This window comes from Tsukamurella sputi (genome assembly GCF_007858445.1).
GTDB classification, from domain to species: domain Bacteria; phylum Actinomycetota; class Actinomycetes; order Mycobacteriales; family Mycobacteriaceae; genus Tsukamurella; species Tsukamurella sputi.
Genome location: NZ_VIGV01000177.1, coordinates 1 through 547 on the forward strand (window position 1 = coordinate 1; position 547 = coordinate 547).

General features: G+C 44.6%; 1 protein-coding gene. It reads right to left on the minus strand.

What is annotated here, in order from left to right:
- On the minus strand, positions 1 to 547 hold a 547-nt coding region (locus FK268_RS26160; RefSeq protein ID WP_146437900.1), incomplete at both ends, for a DEAD/DEAH box helicase.

Below are 547 nucleotides of genomic sequence, written 5' to 3' on the forward strand. Positions count from 1 at the left end.
GTGTCATCGCCAACGTTCGTGGAATAGGTGTCGCTGTCATCATCAGTTGATGTGGCGTGAAGCCTTCTGGTGCTTTTTTTTGTAACATTAAACGCTGTTCAACACCAAAGCGATGCTGTTCATCAATCACAACAAGATTGAGTGCATGATAACTAACGCTTTCTTGAAAGAGTGCATGGGTTCCAATAATGACAGAGATCTCCCCTGATGCAATCTGTTTGATGCGCTCTCTTTTCTGTTTCTCTGTTAACTTTCCGGTTAAGAGCGTGGTATTGATCCCAAGTGGCGTGAGCCACTTTTCTAAGTTGATCGCATGTTGTTCTGCTAATAGCTCTGTGGGTGCCATAAAGACTGCCTGAAATCCCGCTTTAGCAGCATGGATCAGGGCACTTGCCGCAACAACTGTTTTACCAGAGCCGACATCTCCTTGAACTAATCGCATCATGGGCGAGTGGGATTGGATATCATTTTCAATTTCGCTTATGACTCGACTCTGTGCATTTGTTAAGGAAAATCCTAAGCTAGACTTAAAGTGGTTAAGTGCCGC